This window comes from Pseudomonas wadenswilerensis (assembly GCF_024749185.1).
Classification (GTDB): domain Bacteria; phylum Pseudomonadota; class Gammaproteobacteria; order Pseudomonadales; family Pseudomonadaceae; genus Aquipseudomonas; species Aquipseudomonas wadenswilerensis.
Map to the genome: position 1 here is coordinate 5591301 of NZ_CP087191.1, position 18452 is coordinate 5609752.

Below are 18452 nucleotides of genomic sequence, written 5' to 3' on the forward strand. Positions count from 1 at the left end.
TGGGTCAGCGGTTGGGCCGCCAGAATGGGTTCAGATCAGGATCTTGCCATGGCGCACGAAGGTCGGCTTGACCACTCGCACCGGGTACCACTTGCCGCGGATCTCCACCTCGGCACGATCGGAGGTGGCCATCGGCACCCGCGCCAGGGCAATGGATTTGCTCAGCGTAGGAGAGAAACTACCACTGGTGATCTCCCCTTCGCCAATCCCGGCGACACGGACCACCTGATGGGCGCGTAAAACCCCGCGCTCTTCGAGCACCAGGCCGACCAGTTTCTGCTCGACGCCATGCTCGATTTCTTCCAACAAGCCTTTACGGCCGATGAAATCGCGCGCTGCCGGCTCCCAGGCGACGCTCCAGCCCAGGTTCGAAGTCAGCGGCGTATGGGCTTCGTCGATGTCCTGGCCATAAAGGTTCATGCCGGCTTCCAGGCGCAGGGTGTCGCGCGCACCAAGGCCGCTCGGGGCAATGCCGGCGCCGACCAGGTCGTTGAAAAATGCCGGGGCCTGGACAGCGGGGAAGATGATTTCCAGGCCATCCTCACCGGTGTAACCGGTGCGGGCGATAAACCAGTCGCCGTCGGCCAGGCCTTCGAAGGGTTTCAGTTCACGGATCAACGCGGCGCGTGCGGCAGTCACCAGTTCAGCGACCTTTTCCCGTGCGTCCGGGCCCTGGATGGCCAGGATGGCCAGTTCCGGGCGTTCGCTGAGTTCGACTTCGAAACCGATCTTGCGCGCCTGCAGCCAGGCCATGTCCTTGTCGCGGGTCGAAGCGTTGACCACCAGGCGGTAACCGTCTTCACAACGGTAGACGATCATATCGTCGATGACTCCGCCCTGCTCGTTGAGCATGGTGCTGTACAGGGCCTTGCCGGGAGCGCCAAGGCGGTCGACATCGTTGGCCAGCACATGCTGCAGCCAAGAGCGGGCCTGGACGCCACGGATATCGATCACGGTCATGTGGGATACATCGAATACGCCGCAGGCCTGGCGCACCTGATGGTGCTCCTCGACCTGCGAACCATAATGCAGAGGCATATCCCAACCGCCAAAATCGACCATCTTGGCGCCAAGGGCCAAGTGCAGGTCATAAAGAGGCGTACGCTGTCCCATGGGTTTCTCCTTCCGGGCGTGGCGAGGCTACGGCTGGCAGCGTTGCAGCTACCCGGCCTGTAGGACCGGCCGCAGCGAATGCCGCGCATTGTAGCTGCAAGGAGGCAGGCTTACACCCTCAGCGCGTTTGACCCGGGTGCTGGGCCGAACGTCGAATCAGCCCGATGACCGGCAACAGGCCGACTAACACGAGGGTCAAGGCCGGCAGCGACGCTCGCGACCATTCGCCTTCGCTGGTCATTTCGAACACCCGTACTGCCAGAGTGTCCCAGCCAAACGGGCGCATCAGCAGGGTCGCCGGCATCTCCTTGAGCACGTCGACGAACACCAGCAGCGCTGCACTCATTGCACCGGGCACCAGCAAGGGTAGATACACCTTGAAAAACAATCTCGGACCGCTGACGCCCAGGCTGCGGGACGCTTCCGGCAAAGAAGGACGAATCCGCCCCAGGCTGTTTTCCAATGGCCCGTAGGCCACTGCAATAAAACGCACCAGGTAAGCCAGTAACAAAGCCGACAGGCTACCGAGCAGCAACGGCTTGCCGGCGCCACCCAGCCAGTTGGAGAGCGGCACCACCAACTGATTATCGAGGTAACTGAAGGCCAGCATGATCGACACCGCCAGCACCGAACCGGGCAAGGCATAGCCCAGGTTGGCAAGACCGACACCCGCGCGGATGCCCGGCGTCGGTGCCTGGCGCCGGGCAAACGCCAGCACCAGGGCGACACATACGGTAATCAGCGCCGCCATGGCGCCCAGGTAGAGGGTATGCAGGATCAGGCCAGCATAGCGCTCGTCGAGGTCAAAGCGGCCGCGCTGCCAGAACCACACCATCAGTTGCAGCATCGGCACCACGAAGGCACAGGCAAACACCAGCAGGCACCAGCTGCTGGCAGCCAGCGCCTTGAATCCACGCAAGTGATACAACGCCTTGCCCCGCGGCCGTTCGTTGCTGCTGCGCACCGCGCCACGGGCACGCCGCTCGCCGTACAACACCAGCATCACCGCCAGCAACAGCAGGCTGGCCAGCTGGGCGGCGCTGGAGAGGCTGAAGAAGCCGTACCAGGTCTTGTAGATGGCGGTGGTGAAGGTGTCGAAATTGAACACTGACACTGCGCCGAAATCCGCCAGGGTCTCCATCAACGCCAGCGCCACCCCGGCACCGATCGCCGGCCGCGCCATGGGCATGGCGACCCGCCAGAATGCCTGCAGCGGCGAAAGTCCCAGTACCCGTGCCGCTTCCATAAGGCCTTTGCCCTGGGCCAGGAAGGCGTTACGGGCCAGCAGGTAAACGTACGGGTAGAACACCAGCACCAGCACGGTGATCACCCCGCCGGTGGAGCGCACCCGCGGCAGGTGCATGGGCCCGAACCACTCGCGCAACAGGGTTTGCACCGGCCCGGCGAAATCCAGCAGGCCGACGAACACGAACGCCAGCACATAGGCCGGAATTGCGAAGGGCAGCATCAGGGCCCAGTCGAGCCAGCGCCGCCCGGGAAACTCGCACAGGCTGGTCAGCCAGGCCAGGCTCACCCCCAGCACCGTCACGCCGACGCCGACACCGAGGATCAGCGTCAGGGTGTTGCCCAGCAGGCGGCTCATCTGGGTATCGAGCAGGTGCGACCAGATCTGCATGTCGACCGACTGCCAGGACAACAACAGCACGCTCAGCGGCAGCAGCACCAGGGCGGCGATGGTGAAGACCAGGGGGTACCAGCGGCGTTGGGCGGGGTGGGCCAAAAGTGAAATCTCTATGGGAATGATTGCGACCGCGTTGCGGTCGATCGCTGGCAAGCCAGCTCCCACAGTGAAAAGAGAGCACCGCTATCCCTGTGGGAGCTGGCTTGCCAGCGATTGGGGCCCGATAGGGCCCCGGAAGGATAAAGCCTGGCGCTTAGTTCCAGCCAGCCCGATCCATCAGGCGAATGGCTTCGGCCTGGCGTTTGCCGGCTACTTCCACCGGAATGCTGTCGGCCTTGAACTTGCCCCAGGCGGCCACTTCTTCCGAAGGCGCCACAGCCGGGTTGGCCGGGAACTCCTGGTTCACGCCCGCAAAGATCTTCTGCGCCTCTTCACCGGTCATCCATTCGACCAGCTTCTTCGCCGCTTCAGGATGCGGCGCATATTTGGTCAGGCCAATGCCCGAGAGGTTGACGTGCACGCCACGGTCAGCCTGGTTAGGCCAGAACAGCTTGACTGCCAGCTTGGGGTTTTCCTTGTGCAGGCGGCCGTAGTAGTAGGTGTTGACGATACCGACGTCGCACTGGCCGGCGTTGATCGCCTGGAGCAGCGCGGTGTCGTCGGAGAACACGTCGGTGGACAGGTTGTTGACCCAGCCCTTGATGATTTCTTCGGTTTTCTGCTCGCCGTGGGTTTCGATCAGGGTGGCGGTCAGCGACTGGTTGTAGACCTTCTTCGCCGTACGCAGGCACAGACGTCCTTCCCAGTTCTTGTCGGCCAGGGCCTCGTAGGTGCTCAACTCTTCGGGTTTGACCCGGTCGGTGGAGTAGGCAATGGTCCGCGCGCGCAGGCTCAGGCCGGTCCAGTCGTGGGACGAGGCACGGTATTGGGCGGGGATGTTCTTGTCGATGATGTCCGACTTGATCGGCTGCAAGATGCCCATCTGCTCCGCCTGCCAGAGGTTGCCGGCGTCGACGGTGAGCAGCAGGTCGGCAGTGGCGTTCTCGCCCTCGGCCTTGATCCGCTGCATCAGCGGTGCTTCCTTGTCGGTGATGAACTTGATCTTCACCCCGGTCTCTTTGGTGTAGGCGTCGAATACCGGTTTGATCAACTCGTCGATGCGCGAGGAATACACCACCACCTCGTCCGCCGCCTGGGCGGCAGTGCCGAACAGGGTCAGAGCCAGGGCGGCCAGTACGTGCTTGCGTGGCAACATGGTGCGGTCCTCGGAGTTCAAGAGAGGCGCAAATGGTAGTTAATCCCATTTGGCTTCTCAACCGAACTCACAAGTGAGGAGTTACCAGATGTTGCGGGGCCCTCAGGCCCGCGCCAGTTCCGGCAGGTCACCGCTCAAGCCCAGGGCCTGGCGCACGAACAAAGCCTTGGCTTCCGGCAGTTGCTCGACCCATTTCAGGCCGCTATTGCGCAACCAGCGCAAGGGCAATGGATCAGCCTGGAACAGGCGCTCGAAACCTTCCATCGCCGCCATCAAGGCCAGGTTGTGCGGCATGCGCCGGCGCTCGAAACGGCTCAGCACGCGAATATCGGCCAGGCGCTCGCCACGCTCGTAGGCATGTTGCAGCTCTTCGGCCAGCACCGCGGCATCGAGAAAACCGAGGTTGACACCCTGCCCGGCCAACGGGTGAATGGTGTGCGCGGCATCGCCAATCAGCGCCAGGCCTTCGGCCACGTAACGTTTGGCGTGACGTTGACGCAGTGGCACGCAGACCCGCGGATCGGCCTGCAGCACGCTGCCCAGGCGCCCTTCGAAGGCACGCTCGAGCTCGGCGCAGAACCCTTCGTCGCTCAACGCCATCAGGTGTTCGGCCTGCTCCGGCGTGGTCGACCAGACGATCGAGCACCAATCCTGCTGGCCATCGCGCAGCAGGGGCAGGAACGCCAGCGGCCCCTCATCGGTAAAGCGCTGCCAGGCGGTCGCCTGATGCGGCTGGGCGCAACGCACACTGGTGACGATGGCGTGATGCAGGTAATCCCACTCGCGCGTCTCACAACCGGTCAGGCGGCGCACCGCCGAGTTGGCACCGTCAGCGGCAATCACCAGCGGCGCACGCAGGGTACGACCGTCGGCCAGGGTCAGCAGCCAGTCGTCGCCGGAGCGGCGCATCTGCTCCAGGCGGGCATTGGCCAGCAGGCCGATCTCGCTGTCGTGCAGGCGCTCCAGCAGGCCATCCTGCACCACCCGGTTCTCGACGATATGGCCGAGCACCTCGGCATGCACGCTGGCGGCCGAGAAGTGGATCTGGCCAGTGCCACTGCCGTCCCACACACGCATGTCCGAGTAGGGGCTCAAGCGCCGTTCGCTGATCCCCTGCCAGGCGCCCAGGCGCTCGAGGATGCGCTGGCTGGCCGCCGACAAGGCGCTGACCCGCGGCTCGAATGCCGACTGCTGGTCAAAGGGCTTGATCGACAACGGGCTGCCATCGAGCAAGAGAATTTCCAGGCCGCTGTGCTGCAACGCCAGGGCCAGAGCGCTGCCGACCATACCAGCACCGACAATCAACAGATCTGCGCGCATTTCCATGCCTTAAGCCTGTCTCGCTTGCGGCTTGAGCCGCACGTAAAGGGTTTTGTCGACCCGCGCCACCAGCTCACCGGCGGCGTCGCGGATATCGACCTGAAGTCGTGGCAGATATTTTTTGCCGCCGGCGGTGTGCTGGCGGATGTCATCAAGCAGCGCATCGTCGATGCGCAGGTCGGCGAACACCGGGCCTTTGCCCGGGGACACGAAGTCGATGCTGGCGGCCTTGTCCCAGACGATGTACTCACGCCCGAGCAGCTCCATCAGCATCAACATGTAGAACGGGTCGACCATCGCATACAGGCTGCCGCCGAACTGGGTGCCGACATAATTGCGGTTGAACCAGCGCAGGCCCATGCGCACACGGATATGGCGCAGGTCGGGGCTGACGCTGAGCACACGGATGCCCGCGCCCAGGTACGGCGGATAGATGTTCAGCAGCCAGCGCAGCCTGCGCGCGCGCCGGGCCAGTTTGCGCGGGTCGCTCATGTTCAGTTCCGTGGGTCCGGGCGAGTGCCCAGGCCCATGGCCTGGCGTGCGAACCAGCGCTTGGCCGGGGGCAGCAGGTCAAGGCCGAGCAGGCCCAGGTTACGGCCGGTGGCCACCAACGGTTGGGCGCTGCCGAACAAACGAGTCACACGGTCGGAGAAGCCCACGGTCAGGTCCTGATCCAGGCGCTGACGCTCGCGATAAGCTTGCAGTGTGGCGAAATCTCCCGGCAAACCTGGGCTGGCCAGCAGGCCTTCGGCCAGCGACTGCACATCGCGCAGCGACAGGTTGAAACCCTGCCCGGCAATCGGGTGCAGGCTGTGCGCGGCATTACCGAGCACCACCAGGTGCGGGCGCACCTGCTCCTGGGCCTCGACCAGCGACAATGGATACAAATGCCGGGCGCCAACCTGGCGCAGCGCGCCCAGGCGGTAGCCAAACACGTCCTGCAGCTCGCTGAGGAAGCTGCGCTCGTCCAGTTCGGCCAAACGCTTGGCGTCCATCCCGGCGCGGGTCCAGACCAGCGCGCAGCGGTTTTCCGGCAATGGCAGCAAGGCCATCGGCCCGTCATCGGTGAAGCGCTCGAAGGCCTGGCCGCAATGGGCTTCGCTCGGGGTGATGTTGGCGATCAGGGCGCTCTGGTTGTACGGCCGCTGGCTGACATGAATGCCCAGTTGCTCGCGCAGGCCGGAGCGGCCGCCATCGGCCAGTACCGCGAGGTCGCATTCAAGCGTGGTGTCGTCGTTGAGCGACAGCCGATAGCCGTCTTCCAACGCCTGCATGGCGGTGACTTCCGCCGGGCAGCGCCAGCTCACCACCTCGGCGTCCAGGCCCTTCCACAGGCACTGGCCGAGCCAGGCGTTCTCGACCACATAGCCAAGCGCCGGCACGCCTTCTTCCAGGGCATCCAGGCGGGTGGCGCCAAAGCGCCCGCGGTCGGAGACCTGGATCTGGCGGATCGGCTCGGCGCGGCGGCTGATCTGCTGCCACAGGCCGAGGCGTTCGTAGATTTGCCGGGTACCGAAGGACAACGCCGAAGAACGGGCATCGTAGCTCGGCTGAAAACTGTCACCAGGGGCGAACGGCTCGATCAGCAGGATCTTCCAGCCACGGGCCTTGGCCCCGGCTTGCAGGGCCAGGGCCAGGCTGGCGCCGACCAGGCCGCCGCCAATGATCGCCAGATTGACCCGGCTCATGCCGCGTCACTGCGCGCAGCAGCCATCAAGGCTTCGATTTCGGCAACCGTCTTGGGTACGCCGGAGGTCAGGATTTCACAGCCCTGCTTGGTTACCACTACGTCATCCTCGATTCGCACACCGATGCCGCGCCACTTCTTCGCGACACTCTGGTTATCGGCACCGATATAGATGCCGGGTTCCACGGTCAGGGCCATGCCCGGCTCGAGCACGCGCCACTGACCACCGACCTTGTACTCGCCGACATCGTGCACATCCATGCCCAGCCAGTGCCCGGCGCGGTGCATGTAGAAGGCCCGGTAGGCTTCGCTATCAATCAGTTCCTGCACCTGGCCCTTGAGCAGGCCCAGCTCCACCAGGCCTTCGGTGATCACTTGCACCGTGGCTTCGTGGGCGTGGTTCCAGTGCTTGCCTGGGGCGATCACCGCAAAGGCGGCTTCCTGAGCCTTCAATACCAGCTCGTAGATAGCCTTCTGCTCCGGCGAAAAACGCCCGCTGACCGGGAAGGTACGGGTGATGTCGCTGGCGTAGCAGTCGATCTCGCAACCGGCGTCGATCAACACCAGGTCACCGTCCTTGAGCGGCGCGTCGTTCTCCTGGTAATGCAGGATGCAGCTATTGCGCCCGGCGGCGACGATCGAGCCGTAGGCCGGCATCTTCGCCCCGCCCTTGCGAAACTCGTAGTCCAGTTCGGCTTCCAGGCTGTACTCGCGCAGACCGGCGCGACAGGCCTGCATGGCCCGCACGTGGGCACGGGCGGAAATCGCCGCGGCCTCGCGCATCACTTTCACTTCCGCCGCCGATTTATACAGGCGCATGTCGTGCAGCAGATGATCCAGGGCAACGAATTCGTTCGGCGGCTGCGCACCCAGGCGCGCTTTGGAGCGGATCACGTTGATCCACTCCATCAAGTGGCGGTCGAACTCGGGGTTGCTGCCCATGGCCGAATACACCCGGTCACGGCCTTCGATCAGGCCGGGGAGGATGTCGTCGATATCGGTGATGGGGAAGGCGTCATCAGCGCCAAAATCGCGGATCGCTCCTTCCTGGCCAGCACGCAGGCCGTCCCAGAGCTCGCGCTCGGGATTACGCTCGCGGCAGAACAATACGTATTCGCCGTGCTCGCGGCCAGGGATCAGAGCGATCACCGCCTCGGGCTCGGGGAAGCCGCTGAGGTACTGGAAGTCGCTGTCCTGGCGGTACACATGCTCGACGTCGCGGTTGCGGATGGCAACCGCGGCGGCGGGCAGGATGGCGATGCTGTTGGGTTCCATCTGCGCCATCAGCGCCTTGCGTCGACGGGCGTATTCCGACTTGGGGATGTGGCTCATGGGCAGTGGCAGTCCCTGGTTGATCAGTGCAGCGAAGGTTTGGCCGCAGGCTCGACCGGCTGCTTTGCCAGCTCCGTGTAGAGCAGCAGCGGGGCGACACGCAGGTATTCCATGACTTCCATGTAATCGTTTTCGCCGTCTTCGGATTCTTCCAGGGCGTCCTGAACCTGAGAGATCGCGACCAGGTCCTGCAGCACTTCCTTGGCCTCGGTGCTCAGTTCCTTGCCACCGGCGTTCAGGCCGAAACCGGCAATGAAGCCTTGGCACCATTGACCCAGGGCGGCAGCACGCTCGGTCAGCGGCTCATCATCACCCGGCAGCAACAGTACGACGGTGATATCGTCACTGGTGAGTTCGACCTTGACCATTTCTTGCAGGCCGATCAAAGCGTTACGAACGTTGTCTACCGGCTCGCTTTCCAGCAGGCCAGCGGCGTCTGCCAGCCACGCGTCGGCATCGAAGCCAGCACCGGCGCAGCTGCGCCCGAGCAACAGCCCGTGCAGTTCGGCAGGGGAAACAGGATGCCCATTGCTGCTGAGCAAGGTAGCGAAGGCGGTGTACGGCGAATTGGTATTGGGCATGGGCAACTAGGCGCCAGACGGCGCAATGACTAGAATGAAGACCTTGTATCCTAGCACCGGCAGGCGCGCCAAGACCATCGACGCGGCCAACTCCGGGCCGGCCAGGGCATAAACCGGGCAACCACCCGCAAGACCGAATCGAGTGGCAACCAATGCAAGAGAACGATCTGCAAGCGCTGATGGGCCGATTCGAACTGCTGATTGAGCGGGTCGAGCAACTAAAACGGCAAAATGCACTCTTATTAGCTCAGGAAAAATCCTGGCGCGAAGAGCGCGCCCACCTCATCGAAAAAAATGAAATCGCCCGGCGTAAGGTCGAATCGATGATTTTGCGACTCAAGGCCCTGGAGCAAGACTCATGAGCTCAAGCAATAGCGTCACTGTTCAGATTCTCGACAAAGAGTATTCGATCATCTGTCCGCCGGAAGAACGCAGCAACCTGGTCAGCGCCGCGCGCTACCTGGACGGCAAGATGCGCGAAATCCGCAGCAGCGGCAAAGTCATCGGTGCCGACCGGATTGCCGTGATGGCCGCACTGAACATCACCCACGACCTGCTGCACAACCAGGAACGCCCGGAAGCGACGGGCACTGGCGTTAACCGTGAACAGGTGCGCGACCTGCTTGAACGCGTCGATCAGGCATTGGCCGACGATCAAGATTCAAATAAGGGTTGAGTATCGGTATACTGGCGCCACTCCCTGGAGTGCTTGCCAGTCGGTCATGTCCCTGAGCCGATACGCACAACCACGGGGGTTGCACGTGGGGCCGGTGTGCATGTCCGCTTGACGGAAAGCCTTAACGCCTCCTGCAATCTCCACCTTGAACTTTCGGGTTCAAGGGCTACACCGACAGCGGTTCGTCGGGGAGCCTGAATTACCTTTGCCCGCCCTTCTGCGCGGGCAATTGAGCTGTCACCCGCAGGTGGCAGCCCTCTCTGGGACCGCCCGTGCCATGACCGACACCGCGCCGCTTACCCGCCCCCAACTTCGCCGCCTGCTTCGCGATGCCCGCCGCGCCCTGACGCCGGCCGAACAGCGCCAGGCAGCCCGAGGCCTGTACCGTCAGCTGGCGCAGCACCCGCTGTTTCGCCGGGCCAGACACATCGCCCTGTACCTGCCCAATGATTGCGAGATCGACCCGCGCCTGCTGATGCGTGAAGCCCAGCGTCGCGGCAAGCGCACCTACCTGCCGGTGCTGCACGCCTGGCCGAAGACCAAGATGGTGTTCCAGCGCATCGAAGCCGGCGAGAAGCTGCGGCCCAACCGTTTCCGCATTCCCGAGCCGCACATCAGCCTGGCCCGGCAACGGCCGATCTGGGCGCTGGACCTGATCCTGCTACCGCTGGTGGGTTTTGATGAAGTGGGTGGTCGGCTGGGCATGGGCGGCGGTTTCTATGACCGCAGCCTGGCCTATCAGGCCCGCCGCAAGGCCTGGAAAAAGCCATTGCTGCTGGGCCTGGCGCATGAATGCCAGAAGGTCGAGCGACTGGCGCAAGCCAGTTGGGATGTGCCGCTGCAGGGGACGGTCTCGGACCGTGGCTGGTACCTGGCACCCGATTGATAGGCGCCAGCAAGGGCAATCAACGCTGTTGCGGATTGACCGGCATTTCGTAGGGGGCGTCGAGTTTGCGTTCCCAAAGGCTTTGCGCATAACCGGTAGTGACAACACCCAAACCGAACAGAAACACCAGAATCCAGAGCAAATCCGGTTTGCGATTCATCGATTGCCCCCCTCAGGCAAACTGATCACGTTGTCAGCAACGTTTTTGTTGTTGCAGCAGCGTCAAGCTTAAAATGCGCGCATTCTCCGACAACCTGAGGCGACACGCAAACGTTGACGCCAACCGACCGTCGGTTTCCTGAAACAGGTTATTTCAAACATTGTCTGGAGCACCACCCATGGCCTACTGGCTGATGAAATCCGAGCCCGACGAACTCTCGATCAAGGACCTGGCGCGCCTTGGCGAAGCGCGCTGGGATGGCGTGCGCAACTACCAGGCGCGTAATTTCCTGCGCGCCATGGCGGTCGGTGACCTGTTCTTTTTCTACCACTCCAGCTGCCCGGAGCCGGGCATTGCCGGCATCGCCCGCATCAGCGCCGCAGCCTACCCCGACCCCACTGCGCTGGACCCGCAAAGCCATTACTTCGACGCCAAGGCCAACGACGAGAAGAACCCGTGGAGCGCCGTGGATGTCGCCCATGTCGAAACCTTCGGCAAGGTCCTGCAACTGGGCTACCTCAAGCAGCAAACCGCCCTGGCCGAACTGCCGCTGGTGCACAAAGGCAGCCGTCTTTCGGTGATGCCGGTCACCGCCGAACAATGGGCAGCGGTACTCGCACTGCGTTAAACAGGGTAGGATTGCCGCTCATTTGACGAACATCAACGCACCAGGACCGGTGCAGCGTCACAATTTGACGTTAATGCAGCAAGGATTGCCCAACCATGTCGATGAGCCAACACACCCCCAAACTCTTCGCCGGCGCCTTGATCGCCCTGCTCCTGGCCGCAGGTGGCCTGGGCTACTGGAAGTCCCTGCATGACCGCTTGCCCGAAGGCCTGAGCATGGGCAACGGCCGGCTCGAAGCCACTGAAGTGCAGATCGCCAGCAAGATCCCCGGGCGCCTGGCCGAAGTACTGGTCGATGAAGGCGATACGGTCAAACAGGGCCAGTTGCTCGCCCGCATCGACACCCGCACCCTCGAAGCCCAGCGCAGCCAGGCCGAAGCCGAAGTGCTGCGCGCCCGGGAGAACTACTCCGCGGCCCAGGCCACGGTGCAATTGCGCCAGAGCGAACAACTGCTGGCCAGCCAGGAGCTCAAGCGCGTACGCGAAATCTTCCAGCGCAAATATGCCAGCCAGCAGTTGCTCGACCAGCAGCAGGCCCGTTACGACACCAGCAACTCGGCCGTGGTCGCCGCCCGCGCGCAACTGGCGGCAATCAAGGCGGCCATCGGCGCTGCCGAAGCCCAGGTCGCGCAACTGACCAGCGAAATCGACGACAGCAGCCTGCGCGCGCCGATCAACGGCGTGATCCAGCTGCGCCTGGCCGAACCTGGCGAAGTGCTCGGTGCTGGCGGCCGCGTATTGATGCTGATCGACCCGAGCGACCAGTACATGAACCTCTACCTGCCCGCCTCCACCACAGGCCGCCTGACTGTCGGCGACCAGGCGCGCATCGTCCTCGACGCCCTGCCCGACCGGGCCTTGCCGGCGAAGATTGCCTTCGTCGCGGCCAAGGCACAGTTCACCCCCAAGCAAGTGGAAACCCGTGACGAGCGCCAGAAACTGGTGTTCCGGGTCAAGCTGCGCCTGACCGAACCGAGCGCCGTGCCCCAGGCCAAACCCGGCATGCCGGGCGCAGGCTATGTGCGCACCGCTGATGTGGACTGGCCGGCCAACCTGCAATGAGCGCGCTGGCGCTGAACGCCGAGGGCATCAACCACCGCTACGGTGGGCTGAGTGCCCTGCAGGACATCGCCTTCAGCCTGCCGGCTGGCACCCGCTGCGGCCTCATCGGCCCGGACGGCGCCGGCAAGTCGAGCCTGCTCGGGCTGATCGCCGGGGTCAAGAAACTGCAAAGCGGCGAGCTGCAGGTGCTCGGCGGCTCGATCCGCCAGCGCCGCCATCGCAACAACCTGTACCCGCGCATCGCCTTCATGCCCCAAGGCTTGGGCAATAACCTTTACCCTGAGCTTTCGATCAGCGAGAACATCCGCTTCTTCGCCACCCTGTTCGGCCTTGGCGCCAAGGAGTGCGAACAGCGCATGCACAACCTGCTGCTGGCCACCGACCTGCTGCGCTTTGCCGAGCGCCCGGCGGGCAAGTTGTCGGGCGGCATGAAGCAGAAGCTCGGGCTGTGCTGTGCGCTGATCCACGAACCGGACCTGCTGATTCTCGACGAACCCACCACCGGCGTCGACCCGCTGTCGCGCCGGCGCTTCTGGGAGCTGGTCGAACAGGTACGCCAGGAGCGACCGCAACTGACCTTGCTGGTGGCCACGGCCTACATGGAAGAAGCCGAACAGTTTGAACACTGCCTGATGCTTGATCGTGGCCGGCTGATTGCCGCGGGCTTGAGCGAAGAACTGGCCGCAGCCACCGCCAGCCACAAGCTCGATGACGCCTTTACCCACTTCCAGGGCGACAGCCAGCACAGCCAGCAGCCATTGGTGATCCCTGCGCGTGACACCGGCAATGCCGAGATCGCCATCGAGGCCCACGAACTGACCTTGCGCTTTGGCGACTTCACCGCCGTGAACAAGGTCAGCTTCGCCATCGGCCGTGGCGAGATCTTCGGTTTTCTCGGCTCCAACGGCTGCGGCAAGACCACCACCATGAAAGTGCTCACCGGCCTGATGCCGGCCAGCGAAGGCAGCGCCACCCTGCTCGGCCGCCCGGTGAACGCCAAGGACCTGGCCACGCGCAAGCGCGTCGGTTTCATGTCCCAGAGCTTCTCGCTGTATGGCGAACTCAGCGTGCGACAGAACCTTGACCTGCATGCGCGGCTGTTCGACCTGCCCAAGGCCGAGAGTGGCCCGCGTATCGCCGAGTTGATCGAGCGTTTCGACCTGGGCGCCATCGCCGACCAGCAGTCCGGCGCCCTGCCCCTGGGCTTGCGCCAGCGCCTGTCACTGGCGGTGGCAGTGCTGCACCGCCCGGAAGTACTGATCCTCGACGAACCCACCTCAGGCGTCGATCCCGCCGCCCGCGATGATTTCTGGCGCCTGCTGATCGAGCTGTCGCGAGACCAGGGGGTGACGATCTTCCTCTCCACCCACTTCATGAACGAAGCGTTGCGCTGCGACCGGATTTCCCTGATGCATGCCGGCAAGGTCCTGGCCTGCGATACCCCGGCGGCGCTGCAGCAGCAGTTTGGTGGCGAGACCCTTGAAGACGCCTTCGTCACCTGCCTGGAACAGGCTCAGGGAGCCAGCGAAGCGCCGACGGTCAGCACCCAGCTCGATACTCCAGCCAACGCAGCGCCGTTGCACCTGCGCCGCGGCTTCAGCCTCAAGCGCCTGTTCGCCGTCGCCACCCGCGAAGGCAAGGAACTGCTGCGCGACAAGGTGCGCCTGGCTTTCGCCCTGCTCGGCGCGCTGTTCATGATGGTGATCTTCGGTTATGGCATCTCCCTGGATGTGGAGAACCTCGCCTTCGCCGTCTACGACCAGGACCAGAGCCCGCAAAGCCGCGCTTACCTGGAAGCCTTCCGCGGCTCACGCTACTTCGCCGAGCAGACACCGATCCGCGATGCCGCACAGTTGCATAAACGCCTGCAGCGCTCGGAAATCAAACTGGCCCTGGAGATTCCGCCAGGTTTTGGCCGCGACCTGTACGCCGGGCGCCAGCCGGTAGTCGCGGCCTGGCTGGATGGCGGCATGCCGTTTCGCGCCGAGACCAGCCGCAACTATGTCGAGGCCGTGCACCAGGCCAACCTTGAACAACTGGCGGCGCTGAGCAGCAAGTCCCGGCCCGGGCAAACCCCGGTGCGCCTGGAAACCCGCTTTCGCTACAACCAGGATGTGGTCAGCGTGAACGCCATCGGCCCTGGGGTGATGGCGCTGATCCTGGCGTTCATTCCGGCGATGCTCACCGCGCTGGGTATCGTGCGCGAGAAAGAACTGGGCTCGATCACCAACTTCTATGCCACGCCACTGACCCGCCTGGAGTTCCTGCTCGGCAAGCAGGCGCCGTACCTGGCGGTGAGCATGATCAACCTGGCGCTGCTGGTGGCAATGAACCGCTGGCTGTTCGGCGTGCCGTTCAAGGGCAGCGCCCTGGCACTGGCCTGCGGTGGCTTGCTGTACCTGCTGGCGACCACCAGCCTGGGCCTGCTGATCTCGGCCTTCACCCGTACCCAGATCGCCGCGATCCTCGGCACCATGATCATCACCAGCCTGCCGACCATTCAGTTCTCCGGGCTGATCGTGCCGCGCTCCTCGCTCGACGGCGCTGCGGCCTTGATGGGGCAGTTGTTCCCGGCCGGTTACTTTCTCGATATCGCTGTCGGCACCTTCACCAAGGCATTGGACTTGCGTGAACTCTGGCCGCAATGCCTGGCGCTGCTGGGCTTCTTTGTCGGTTTCACCGGCCTGAGTCTGGCCATGCTGAAGAAGCAGGAGGTCTGATGCATCGTCTGGCACACACCCTGCGCCTGGGGCTCAAGGAGCTGACCAGCCTGCGTCATGACAGCGTGCTGCTGTTGTTCCTGCTGTATGCCTTCAGCGTGGCGATCTACATGCCGGCCGCAGGCTCGGTGATCGGCGTGCACAACGCCAGCGTCGCGGTGATCGACGAAGACCATAGCCTGGTCTCGCGCAAACTCGCCGAAGCCCTGCAACCACCGGAGTTCCAGCGCGCTGTGCCACTGGCCTACGATCAGCTCGACCAGGCCATGGACAGCGGCCGCTACACCTTTGTGATCAACGTGCCGGTGAACTTCCAGACTGACCTGCTGGCCGGACGCTCGCCGGAGCTGCAGGTCAACGTCGACGCCACGGCCATGAGCCAGGCATTCATGGGCGCCGGCTACATCGGCCGGATCGTCGAACGCGAACTGCTCGACTACGCCAACCAGGGCTCGGCCACTGCCGGCAGCCCGGCGCTGCTCAGCGCCCGGGCGCTGTTCAACCCCAACCTTGAGGGTGGCTGGTTCCTGGCGGTGATCCAGATCGTCAACAACATCACCATCCTGGCCATCATCCTCACCGGCACGGCACTGCTGCGCGAGCGCGAACACGGCACCCTCGACCACCTGCTGGTGCTGCCGCTGACCGCCCTGGAAATCATGCTGGCGAAGATCGGCAGCAACGCCCTGGTGGTGGTGCTGTGCACCTGGGTGTCGCTGGAAGTGATCGTCAAAGGGGCGCTGGGGGTGCCACTGGCGGGATCGCTGGGGTTGTTTCTGGCGGTGACGGCGCTGTACCTGTTCGCCAGCACCGCGCTGGGGATCTTCCTCGCCACCCTGGCACGCTCGACCCCGCAGTTCGGCCTGCTGGCCATCCCGGTGATCATCCCGATGCTGTTGCTCTCGGGCGGCAGCACGCCACTGGACAGCATGCCGCAGTGGCTGCAGTGGGTGATGCAGGGCTCGCCCTCGACCCACTTCGTCAGCCTGAGTGCAGCCATCCTGTTCCGTGACGCCGGGCTGGAAGTAGTCTGGCCAGACATCGCAGCGCTCGCCGCCATTGGCCTGGCCTTCTTCGCGATTGCCCTGGCGCGCTTTCGCCGCAGCCTGACGTCGTGATTACTGGACGATCAGGTTGTTGAACAGCAGGTCGTCGACCGTCGGCTTGCCTTCTTCGGTTTCGAGCACCTGCTGGACCTGCTTCAGGGCTTCCTGACGCAGCTTTTCCTTGGCCTCGACGTTACTCATGCTCTCGAGGTTCTGCTGGGTGAACAGGGCAACCAGCTGGTTACGGATCAACGGCTCGTGATGACGCACTGCTGCCGCCGCGGCGTCGCTGTTGACCCGCAGGGCCACGTCGGCCTTGTACACGCGCAATTTCGACCCGCCATCGAGGGCGTAGTTACCCACAAAAGGCGGGGTGAGGGAAATATAGGAAACCTTCGGTTCCCCTTCCTTGGCTTCCTCGGCCATGGCCGCCATCGGCAGCATCAGCGCCAGTACCATCAAGATCCACGCTTTCACGAATTCGCTCCTCATACAGTTGGCGCCAGCATACCCAGCGCACCGGTCAAACCCAAGCCCGGGCTTATGCCGGCCTATCAGGGCGGGCCATGCTCGTTGACCCGGCACCTCGCCCACCTACACTTATCGGCCACTACGCGCAAAGGAATAGTCCCGATGAAAGCAGTGTTGTGCAAAGCCCTTGGCCCGGCGCAAAACCTGGTCCTGGAAGACGTCGCCAGCCCGGTGCCGAAGAAGAACGAGATCCTGCTGGACGTGCAGGCCGCCGGGGTCAACTTTCCCGACACCCTGATCATCGAAGGCAAGTACCAGTTCCAACCACCACTGCCATTCTCGCCGGGTGGCGAAGCCGCTGGCGTGGTCAGCGCCGTGGGCGAAAAGGCTGGCAACCTGAAGGTCGGCGACCGGGTCATGGCCCTGACCGGGTGGGGCAGTTTTGCCGAACAGGTGGCGGTGCCGGCCTATAACGTATTGCCGATTCCAGCGCAGATGGACTTCACCACCGCTGCGGCCTTCGGCATGACCTACGGCACCTCGATGCATGCGCTCAGCCAGCGCGGCCAGCTCAAGGCCGGGGAAACCCTGCTGGTGCTCGGTGCTTCCGGCGGTGTCGGCCTGGCGGCGGTGGAAATTGGCAAAGCCATGGGCGCGCGGGTGATTGCCGCAGCCAGCAGTACCGAAAAGCTGGCCGTGGCCAAGGCTGCCGGTGCCGACGAGCTGATCAACTACAGCGAAGCCAGCCTCAAGGACGAGATCAAACGCCTGACCGGCGGCAATGGCGCCGATGTGATCTACGACCCGGTGGGTGGCGACCTGTTTGACCAGGCGGTGCGCGGTATCGCCTGGAATGGCCGGCTGCTGGTGGTCGGGTTTGCCAGCGGACGCATCCCCGAGCTGCCGGTGAACCTGGCGCTGCTCAAGGGTGCGGCGGTGCTCGGGGTGTTCTGGGGCGCCTTTGCCCAACGCCAGCCGGCTGACAACGCGGCGAACTTTCAGCAGCTGTTTGCCTGGTTTGCCGAGGGCAAGCTCAAGCCGCTGGTGTCGCAAACCTTCCCGCTGGCTGAAGCCGGTGCAGCCATCGAGATGCTTGGCCAGCGCAAGGCGGTAGGCAAGCTGGTAGTGACCATGGCCTAAACAGCTGAAGCTGTGGGAGCGGGCTTGCCCCGCGATGCCTCCCACATTACCGACCTCATCGCGGGGCAAGCCCGCTCCTACCTGGAATGACAACGCCGAAAGCGCGCCTCCAGATTGCGATCCGGCATGGCGTGGCTGCGCAGGGCATCGAGGGTCTGCTCGACATAGTCGCGGGTAGTGCCATAACGACCCTTGGCACTGGCAAAGATCTGACTGAGCAAGGTGTCCGGCAAGTTGCCGGCGTAGCACGGCAAGTGGCGTTCGAGTACGAAGCCCAGGGCCTGGACCTTGCTGCCATCCTCAAGACGGCAATTGAGCCAGTGCGGACGATAGGCCGGGTAAGGCATCTCCCGTTGCCACAAGGCCAGCAGCGATTCTTCCAGGCAGTCGTCCGGCAAGCGGTAGGCGAAACCGCTGCACGAACCACCGCGATCCAGGCCGAAGACCAGACCCGGGCATTCCGGCGTGCCGCGGTGCTCGTGGGACCACAGGTACAGACCACGATGATAACCATGCACCCGCGCCCGGCGCCTTTCGGCGGCATTGCACTCCGGGCGCCAGATCAACGAGCCGTAGGCAAACAACCACACCGGGCCGCCCTGATGCCGGGACATGGTGTGTTGAACTGAATGTACAAGTTGCTCGCGGGTTAATTGTTCCCCGAAATCAAGCAAAGGAGGATATGCCACATTCAAAGATGCAGTTTCGATCGCCGACATAGCTGCCGCCACACT

The 18452-nt window shown here is 63.8% G+C and carries 19 protein-coding genes and 1 other RNA gene; 9 read left to right on the forward strand and 11 right to left on the reverse strand.

The genetic code is table 11. The annotated features are described in order from the left end of the window. Window positions 1-30: 30 nt before the first annotated feature. From gcvT to LOY45_RS25735, 8 genes are all read right to left on the reverse strand, one after another. Window positions 31-1113, reverse strand: a complete 1083-nt coding sequence (gcvT, locus tag LOY45_RS25700) for a glycine cleavage system aminomethyltransferase GcvT (protein ID WP_258578557.1) — start codon at window positions 1111-1113, stop codon at window positions 31-33. Window positions 1114-1231: 118 nt separating this feature from the next. Further along, window positions 1232-2854, reverse strand: coding sequence for an ABC transporter permease (locus tag LOY45_RS25705; RefSeq protein WP_134064901.1), 1623 nt, complete (start codon window positions 2852-2854; stop codon window positions 1232-1234). A 154-nt stretch (window positions 2855-3008) separates the two neighbouring features. Beyond that, on the reverse strand, window positions 3009-4010 hold the full coding sequence (locus LOY45_RS25710) for an extracellular solute-binding protein (protein WP_115084789.1): 1002 nt from the start codon (window positions 4008-4010) through the stop codon (window positions 3009-3011). 102 nt (window positions 4011-4112) lie between these two features. Next, on the reverse strand, window positions 4113-5330 hold the full coding sequence (locus tag LOY45_RS25715; protein WP_166675751.1) for a 2-octaprenyl-3-methyl-6-methoxy-1,4-benzoquinol hydroxylase: 1218 nt from the start codon (window positions 5328-5330) through the stop codon (window positions 4113-4115). A 9-nt stretch (window positions 5331-5339) separates the two neighbouring features. Beyond that, on the reverse strand, window positions 5340-5822 hold the full coding sequence (locus tag LOY45_RS25720; RefSeq protein WP_115084787.1) for a DUF4442 domain-containing protein: 483 nt from the start codon (window positions 5820-5822) through the stop codon (window positions 5340-5342). Window positions 5823-5824: 2 nt separating this feature from the next. After that, window positions 5825-7018: a 2-octaprenyl-6-methoxyphenyl hydroxylase gene (gene ubiH, locus LOY45_RS25725; RefSeq protein ID WP_115084786.1), complete on the reverse strand. Its 1194-nt coding sequence runs from the start codon at window positions 7016-7018 to the stop codon at window positions 5825-5827. Further along, window positions 7015-8349, reverse strand: coding sequence for a Xaa-Pro aminopeptidase (gene pepP, locus LOY45_RS25730; protein WP_115084785.1), 1335 nt, complete (start codon window positions 8347-8349; stop codon window positions 7015-7017). The genes ubiH and pepP overlap by 4 nt, the downstream gene beginning before the upstream one ends. Before the next feature lie 23 nt (window positions 8350-8372). Then, a complete protein-coding gene (locus tag LOY45_RS25735; RefSeq protein ID WP_258578558.1) occupies window positions 8373-8930 on the reverse strand; it encodes a YecA/YgfB family protein in 558 nt (185 codons plus the stop codon). Window positions 8931-9082: 152 nt separating this feature from the next. Here LOY45_RS25735 and LOY45_RS25740 point away from each other — a divergent pair, with 152 nt between their 5' ends. From LOY45_RS25740 to LOY45_RS25755, 4 genes are all read left to right on the forward strand, one after another. Further along, a complete protein-coding gene (locus LOY45_RS25740; RefSeq protein WP_010221172.1) occupies window positions 9083-9292 on the forward strand; it encodes a TIGR02449 family protein in 210 nt (69 codons plus the stop codon). Continuing rightward, window positions 9289-9606, forward strand: coding sequence for a cell division protein ZapA (locus LOY45_RS25745; protein WP_115084783.1), 318 nt, complete (start codon window positions 9289-9291; stop codon window positions 9604-9606). The genes LOY45_RS25740 and LOY45_RS25745 overlap by 4 nt, the downstream gene beginning before the upstream one ends. 18 nt (window positions 9607-9624) lie before the next feature. Continuing rightward, window positions 9625-9802, forward strand: a non-coding RNA gene (gene ssrS, locus LOY45_RS25750) — 6S RNA. 81 nt (window positions 9803-9883) lie between these two features. Next, entirely contained in the window at window positions 9884-10492 is a 609-nt protein-coding gene (locus LOY45_RS25755; RefSeq protein WP_115084782.1) for a 5-formyltetrahydrofolate cyclo-ligase, read from the forward strand. A gap of 19 nt (window positions 10493-10511) precedes the next feature. On the opposite strand, the gene LOY45_RS25760 is transcribed toward LOY45_RS25755, so the two are convergent. Then, complete coding sequence (locus LOY45_RS25760) at window positions 10512-10652, reverse strand: hypothetical protein (protein WP_165392175.1); 141 nt, start codon at window positions 10650-10652, stop codon at window positions 10512-10514. A 178-nt stretch (window positions 10653-10830) separates the two neighbouring features. Between LOY45_RS25760 and LOY45_RS25765 the strand changes: the two genes are divergently transcribed. The 4 genes from LOY45_RS25765 (at window position 10831) to LOY45_RS25780 (ending at window position 16179) form a co-directional block, all read left to right on the forward strand. Next, window positions 10831-11280, forward strand: coding sequence for an EVE domain-containing protein (locus LOY45_RS25765; protein WP_134064905.1), 450 nt, complete (start codon window positions 10831-10833; stop codon window positions 11278-11280). A gap of 95 nt (window positions 11281-11375) precedes the next feature. Then, window positions 11376-12341: an HlyD family secretion protein gene (locus LOY45_RS25770; protein WP_415842464.1), complete on the forward strand. Its 966-nt coding sequence runs from the start codon at window positions 11376-11378 to the stop codon at window positions 12339-12341. Next, window positions 12338-15061 (forward strand): ribosome-associated ATPase/putative transporter RbbA, encoded by a 2724-nt coding sequence (gene rbbA / locus LOY45_RS25775; protein ID WP_115084780.1) that lies wholly within the window; start codon window positions 12338-12340, stop codon window positions 15059-15061. Before LOY45_RS25770 ends, rbbA begins: the two co-directional genes overlap by 4 nt. Next, window positions 15061-16179: an ABC transporter permease gene (locus LOY45_RS25780; RefSeq protein ID WP_115084779.1), complete on the forward strand. Its 1119-nt coding sequence runs from the start codon at window positions 15061-15063 to the stop codon at window positions 16177-16179. The genes rbbA and LOY45_RS25780 overlap by 1 nt, the downstream gene beginning before the upstream one ends. Here LOY45_RS25780 and LOY45_RS25785 read toward each other — a convergent pair whose 3' ends face one another. Then, window positions 16180-16584 (reverse strand): flagellar basal body-associated protein FliL, encoded by a 405-nt coding sequence (locus tag LOY45_RS25785; RefSeq protein WP_115084778.1) that lies wholly within the window; start codon window positions 16582-16584, stop codon window positions 16180-16182. 156 nt (window positions 16585-16740) lie between these two features. On the opposite strand from LOY45_RS25785, the gene LOY45_RS25790 reads away from it, so the two are divergent. Beyond that, on the forward strand, window positions 16741-17718 hold the full coding sequence (locus LOY45_RS25790) for an NADPH:quinone oxidoreductase family protein (RefSeq protein WP_258578559.1): 978 nt from the start codon (window positions 16741-16743) through the stop codon (window positions 17716-17718). Between the two features lie 77 nt (window positions 17719-17795). Here LOY45_RS25790 and LOY45_RS25795 read toward each other — a convergent pair whose 3' ends face one another. Next, window positions 17796-18437 carry a gamma-glutamylcyclotransferase gene (locus LOY45_RS25795; RefSeq protein WP_115084776.1) on the reverse strand — a complete coding sequence of 214 codons (642 nt, stop codon included), beginning with the start codon at window positions 18435-18437 and terminating at the stop codon, window positions 17796-17798. Window positions 18438-18452 lie beyond the last annotated feature (15 nt).